At 54.9% G+C, this 6348-nt stretch carries 4 protein-coding genes; 2 read left to right on the top strand and 2 right to left on the bottom strand.

Annotated elements, in window-relative coordinates; all coding sequences use genetic code 11:
* The first annotated feature begins 349 nt into the window (after positions 1-349).
* A complete protein-coding gene (locus ACIQUH_RS27750) occupies positions 350-883 on the top strand; it encodes a hypothetical protein (RefSeq protein WP_400821398.1) in 534 nt (177 codons plus the stop codon).
* 303 nt (positions 884-1186) lie between these two features.
* On the opposite strand, the gene ACIQUH_RS27745 is transcribed toward ACIQUH_RS27750, so the two are convergent.
* On the bottom strand, positions 1187-4138 hold the full coding sequence (locus ACIQUH_RS27745; protein ID WP_400821395.1) for a TrlF family AAA-like ATPase: 2952 nt from the start codon (positions 4136-4138) through the stop codon (positions 1187-1189).
* A 450-nt stretch (positions 4139-4588) separates the two neighbouring features.
* On the opposite strand from ACIQUH_RS27745, the gene ACIQUH_RS27740 reads away from it, so the two are divergent.
* A complete protein-coding gene (locus ACIQUH_RS27740) occupies positions 4589-5149 on the top strand; it encodes a recombinase family protein (RefSeq protein ID WP_400821393.1) in 561 nt (186 codons plus the stop codon).
* Positions 5150-5306: 157 nt separating this feature from the next.
* On the opposite strand, the gene ACIQUH_RS27735 is transcribed toward ACIQUH_RS27740, so the two are convergent.
* The coding region (locus ACIQUH_RS27735; RefSeq protein WP_400821391.1) for an HlyD family type I secretion periplasmic adaptor subunit at positions 5307-6348 on the bottom strand (1042 nt) is incomplete at its 5' end.

Here is a 6348-nt window from a genome sequence, read left to right as displayed (position 1 = left end):
AACACGTCAGGAACGGGATGCTGTCGCCCGTCGAGTTCGAGAAGCAGCAGAAAATCTAACCCGAGGGTGTCTACGAAACTCGGGGCTATTCACACCAAAAACTGAGGTGCTGCCAGAGGTCTGCATCATACTCAACCCAGCCCGCCAGCGCGTCGCCTGAAAACGACAATATGTTCATATCCATCACCGACTGGTTTATGCTCCCGGCAATCGGAATGGAGGCAAGGGACCGGCAGTGGAGAATTGGATTCGAACGGATGAGGCCGAGGATGTGGCGGGGTCTATCCGCCACGTTATACGTGCTGCTCAGTTTGTGGGGGAGGACTCCCTAGCCTGGAAGTGGGTGGTGATGGCGTTGCATTCGGCGCTGCAGGGGGCGTGCGTGTGCCATCTCACTACGACTGCGGCCCCGGTGGGTGCTGTCACCGAGCGCAACGCCAGCGAATGGTTGACCTACTTTGAGGACTCGCGCACCAATCCGAATTCAAAACCGCCTAGAACCCACCTGATGGGGCTTCCGGACCTACTTAAGGCATTGCGAAAGCCCAATTCGGCAGGGGATGGCAGCAGCGTTGCCGGTGTCGTAATCAGCGAATCTGAACTGAATTGGTTGAACCGCTTTCACAAGGAAATTCGGAACCAATTCGCACATTTCGAGCCGATGGGCTGGTCGATCGAGGTGTCGGGAATTCCAGAGATCGCGAAGCTGGTCGCGCGCATCATCGGGGATATTCTGAGAACGGGTTGGGCATTCCGCCATCAGAATCCTGCGCAGCGTGAAGAAATGCTGCAAAGTCTCCGTTCCTTAGAAGCGATTGAATGGCGTGCCAAGGCGACGATCAGCGCATTCAGCGATGGCCCCTTCAACTGGAGCGCCTCTTGAAATGGGATTGTCCACTTCTCATCCCCTTTCGACTTAGCGACGGCCCGAGTGGCCAAGAGGAGGCGCAATATCACCCGGCAGCTTTCAGCCCTCAATGCTCACGTCAGCCGTGCTTTAGTCGCTCAGCGAAACTCGCCATTCGTCGGGTTCTCCACGATTGGCATAAGTGGAGCCATAAGCGCCTGATGGGCGACAGCAAGGCCGACATGAAATGCAGTTCCTAGACGGATGGCGCGAATGAGATGCGCCATCCGGACAAGTCGCTGGGATGGGCAGCGTTGCAGAAGCTCTTGTTCTTCCACTTTAGCGGTTGAGCTTCACGCGAAGACGACGGGATCGTTCAACGAAAGCCCTGTCGCCGCCTTCTAGGATGAGGCAGACGGCACGACGAATGTCATCATCATGCAGGCCGCCGGTTGAATAGGTGATGGGAGGAAGAGCCCCAGAAATATGCGGTCCAACGTTCGCTATGATTATCTGATCAGCATCAGCATTCACCACCAAATTGGCATTGTGAGTGACAATGATAACCTGTCGTTTATTCTTTGCCGCTTGAAAAAGCCCCACCAGCTCGTCGAAGATTGATTTCGGATCGAGATTTTCTTCTGGTTGATCAATTATGAGAGGTCGGTCGTCCGCCTCATCGAGCGCTAGGTAGAGCAGAAGAAGCACGATGCCCCGAGTGCCCGGAGATAACTTGGTAATGTCTATGCCGTCGTAATCAATGCTGTATCGCAGCGAGATATGGTCCGTACTGAAAAGCCACTGCGCGAGGTTACGCGACCAAGTGCGATAGCCTTGATCTCCCTTGGCTACCTTCGATGCCCCAAGCAGGTCTTCTTGGTATTCTGCGCGGAAAGCCACCATAGCGGCTGAAATCGAGGCTGCATCACCCCTCTCCCACGCAGCCCGAAAAACCGGCTCTGCTACCTTTTGCAGTGCGCCCTGTCCCATGAAGGGCGGTTTCCGCAAGTCCAGAAGCTCCTCGCCACGCTTGGCCCAAGCTGCGACATCGGCCGACCGTTCCACACTGAACGTCAGCTTTTGGACACTGCCCCCGACTTCGCTGAGTCTAGCCATGAGCGGAGCATAAAGCACTCTCAATACGGCCTCTTCTCCCAAAATGGCTTGGAAAACCCGCTTGTAACCCTCTTCCCGTTCGGACGTGAGTGCTAAGGCGCGATCTTTCGCGCTCTCGCAGTCCTTGAGACGTTCGATGAGGGTCTGAAGCAGTTGACCCTCTTCGCCTATGCGTCTGGTGATGGCTCCGAGCTTGTTGGCGGTGTCTTTGTCGGCCGCGATCATCTTCTCTAGGCGCTTGATTTCCGCCTCAAGGGGCGCAAGGGCAGTCCGTTCCAGATCGGCTGTATCTGGTATTAGAGGCACATCGTCTGGACCAGCAGTTGGAGAAGCGCCTTTCCACGAAGCCATACTTTTCTCGGCGGAGGCTAATCGCTCTGCCAAGACAGCATCAACATCGCCGGCATGTTGCAACAGGAAGGCCTCCCATTGGGCATCGTCCATGGGCGCGCTCTTGTACCTCTCCCTAAGGCTTCTCAGTCCCTCTGGTGCCTGATTTGCGCGTTGGTCAGCAACCTCATCACGGACAGAGTTAAGTGATTGCTGCTGATTGGCATAGTAGCGGATATTTGTTCGGGCCTTCTCAGCAGCGGCGGTGAGTGACAAAAGTCGCGCGGTCTCCTTGTCGGATCCTTTAGGGATGAGACGAGCACGGTCCCCGTTGTATCGCTCAATGAGCTTCGTTTTTTCCTCAATCTGGGTTCTTAAGGAGGCAAGCAGTTTTGTCTTTTCCATTTCCACGCCGATCCGCTCGGACAGCGAAGCCAGTGCCGCTTCCTCACGCAGGCGAGCGTCGCGGTAACGGGAGGCCTTCAAGTTCAGAAGATCGGAAAAGGTCACAGCACCGTCGCGGTCCGCAACTGGATGAGATTCGAAGATGACACGTTCGATTTCGGCAAGAAGTGCATCGGTCATTCCGGCTGACGAGCAGAGGTCATCGACAAACTGTTGGGACAGGTAACGCGCTTTCGGATAGCTATCCCATTCCTGGCGCACCGGCTCGTCAAGGCTCCGAACCTCTGCGTCACCTCCGTCAGACCAGCTTATTGCGACACTTGCCCCGGATAGGTAACCGTCATCATTCGCCCGGCTGATAAAGGATTGGCGGTTGCGCTTTGCCGGGAACGCGTCGCAACCGACAGCAATAATGTCCGCCAGAGCGGTTTTTCCCGAACCGCGTGCACCAATGATTGCGACCAGTCCGGCATTGAGCCCGATGTCCGGAGTCAGCGCCCACGTAGCTCCGTTAATTTGCACACGCGAAATAACCTGCGATGCCATTGCACCGGCTGTGGGGGATATGCCTACATACGACCTGCGCGGCTCGATGCAAGCTTGTCGCAACGAGTCAAAGGTGGCGGCACCCTTAATCCAACAAAACCTCTCCAGATCAGGCTGGCCAATTTTGGCCATCTCATGGGCGTCACAGCCCCACATCGTCGGCTTGAGGGAGCCGTATTGCTCTCGTATGAAGTCACTATCCAGCCCGTCTTTGAGGCCGAGCCAAAAATCACGATCCCCCGGACTTCCGGAAAATATGATGTCAGCGAAACGCTCGATGCCACGCCGAAGAGTTGCATCCGCTCCATCTCTTACTCCGCTCGTGCCATCACCGCCGGCCGCAACCGCGACTAGCACATTTTCCCTCGCCCAAGCATTGTCCAGAGCCTTACGCAGGTCGTCGAGCGACACTTTGTACTGTTGGGAACCGTGAGCAAGCGCAGCGCGATCATCAGTCAGGGATTTATCGAGGTGGCGCCCTAGACGCGTCAGTTGGGCAGCAGTACAGCCGTAGTCTTGATCATCGACGCGGAACGTCAGACGGCTGAGGATAGTGTTGATCCGTTCAATGTGGTCGTCGTCAGTGGGATCGATGAGAAGGTGCACATTAACGAAGTTGCCCCGTACCGTCCCAATTGCGAGCCTCATCTCAATGTTCGGGAAAAGGAGCTGGCAATCCTGTAGCTTGCCGGCCCGCTTTTCCGCCAATACCCGCTGATAGGTGTCAATACCGTAGTAGTCAGTGATGCCAATGGCGCTAAGGATGGGAGTTACAGCCTCCAGAGCCGCAATATACTTGTCCATAGCATCGGCACCGAATTGGTCATTGAATATAGTGCCCGGTGCATGGATATGCGGCTCCCACCGTAACCATTCAGAACCTCGTTCTAGCATACCCTCGCCTCCATTTTATTAATTCTGATTATCGGGGATTTACTTAATCTGGCAAGATACTTGGAGAGAGGGCACGAGGACTGATTAAGCCTCTTACACGATTAGCCTGCAGATGGTCGGACCGCATGTGCGCCATATCGATTTCTTTCTGGACGCCCTAGATGCCCGAGTTGGCCGCACCTTAGCCGCAGGCTGTTGGCCGATCGGATCAAATGGATAAACGGCCAATTTGGCGACGACGTCGTGGCTGACTCGCATTAACTCAAGCTGAGAGGCGCACAGCCGTTGTCCGGTCAACGCGCCTGAATGTTCACAAATAGCACGATAGCGATTCGCCTCAGGGTATACCCTCAGGTGACATGCGGCATGTTACAGTGCTTCGTGTAACATCTAGGTTGACAGCGACTATTTGTGACAGGGTAGGCTCGGGCCTAAAGCTTGAGGTGACACATGGCTCGCATAGGGTACGCCCGCGTTAGTACGCTCGATCAAGATCTAGAAATTCAGCAAGAGCGGCTCACCGCCGAAGGTTGCCAAATCGTCAGGTGCGAAAAGGTCTCGGGTGCAAGCCGCCTAGGCCGAACCGAGTTAGCAACGATCATCGAGTTTTTGCGCGAAGATGACGAGTTGATCGTCACACGTCTTGATCGCCTTGGCCGTGACACCCGTGACGTCCTAAACATCGTCCACGAATGTGAACAGCGCGGAGCATACGTTACCGTTCTCGAACCACACGTTTCAACAAAAGGCGAGATGGGCAAAGTCATTCTGACTGTACTTGGCATGGTGGCGCAGATGGAGCGGCGCTTCATCAAAGAACGGCAGCGCGAGGGTATAGAGAAGGCGAAAGCCGTAGGTGTATATAAAGGCGGCAAATCCCGGATTGATCATAATCTCGCTAGAGAATTATATGCAAGGGGGTGCAGGGCAACGGCGATCGCCCGACAATTGAATTGCTCCCGCATGCAAATTTATCGCATCCTTTCTGCCCGGACCATGCAAGATGATTAGTCATCGCAATTCACTTGCACCTACCGACCTAGCTTAAATTCCCTGCCTCATCACTTTTCGTCAAGCTATTGAAGGCGAACGGTAGCCGCTTGAACACTTGGCAATGGAATCGCCACTTTAACACGTAAATGAAAAAAAGCGCAGGAGAGCATGGCTGCTAATCCTCGCGCATCGCCCGGTTGATTTGATCCACGAGAGGCTTGACCAGATATGACACGGCGGTTCTTTCGCTTGTCCGGATATATGCTTCAACCGGCATGCCCGCGAGCAGGCTGAGGTTACCAAGTTTCGTCAGCTCTTCCGGCTCTATCTGAATTCGCGCCGTGTACCAGCTTTCGCCCGTTTGCGGATTATGAACGAGATCGGCAGCGACCATTTTGACCTGACCAGCAATTTCCGGGGTCGTACGCTGATTGAAAGCGGAGAAACGTAGGGCCGCCTGCTGACCGACATGCATCTGGTCGATATCGGCCGGCTGGATTTTCGTTTCGACCACCAGCCGGTCGTTGACCGGGACGATCTGCATGACTGTTTCTCCGGGGCTAATGACGCCACCAATCGTGTGAATGGCGAGTTCATGCACGATACCGTCCTGCGGAGATCGAACATCGATGCGTTTCAACTGGTCTTCCGCCGCAACCTTTTGTTCGGTGAGCTCGGCAAGCTTGTTGTCGACGTCACGTAATTCCGTCAGAACCTCCGCCAACCGATCCTGATCAAGCTGAAGAATTTGAAGCTCCGTCTCTGTGATGCGCGTCGCCGCCCTTGCGATCTCTGCCATCAACTGGCCGCGTTCCCCATCAAGCTGCGCGCGCAACCGCTCCAGTTCTGCCAGACGGTTGAACTGGACCAGTTGCTGATTGGCCAGACTCCGTACGCGGACAAGTTCCTGACCAATCCACGACAATTCCTCTTCTTTAGCACCCCTGCGAACGATCAGCCCCTCATTCTCTTGCCGTATCTGATCGATACGCTGTCTAAGCTGGGCTTTTTGACCATCAATGGTTTGTCTGCGCGCAGCAAAAAGAGCTACTTCAGCTTTGAGGTATTCGCCGCTTTCGGTATCGATTGCCTGGCTCGACGATACCGGCGGAACAACCATATTTTCAGCATTTTCCCGCTCCGCCGACAGCCGCATCCTCCGCGCATTCAATTGATCAATCTGTTTTTCAACGATAGCCAGATTTGCCTTGGTGACT

The organism is Agrobacterium sp. NPDC090283, from assembly GCF_044769685.1.
GTDB lineage: Bacteria > Pseudomonadota > Alphaproteobacteria > Rhizobiales > Rhizobiaceae > Agrobacterium.
Note: the sequence above shows the minus strand (reverse complement) of the source record. Positions and strands in the feature narration are given on the sequence as shown.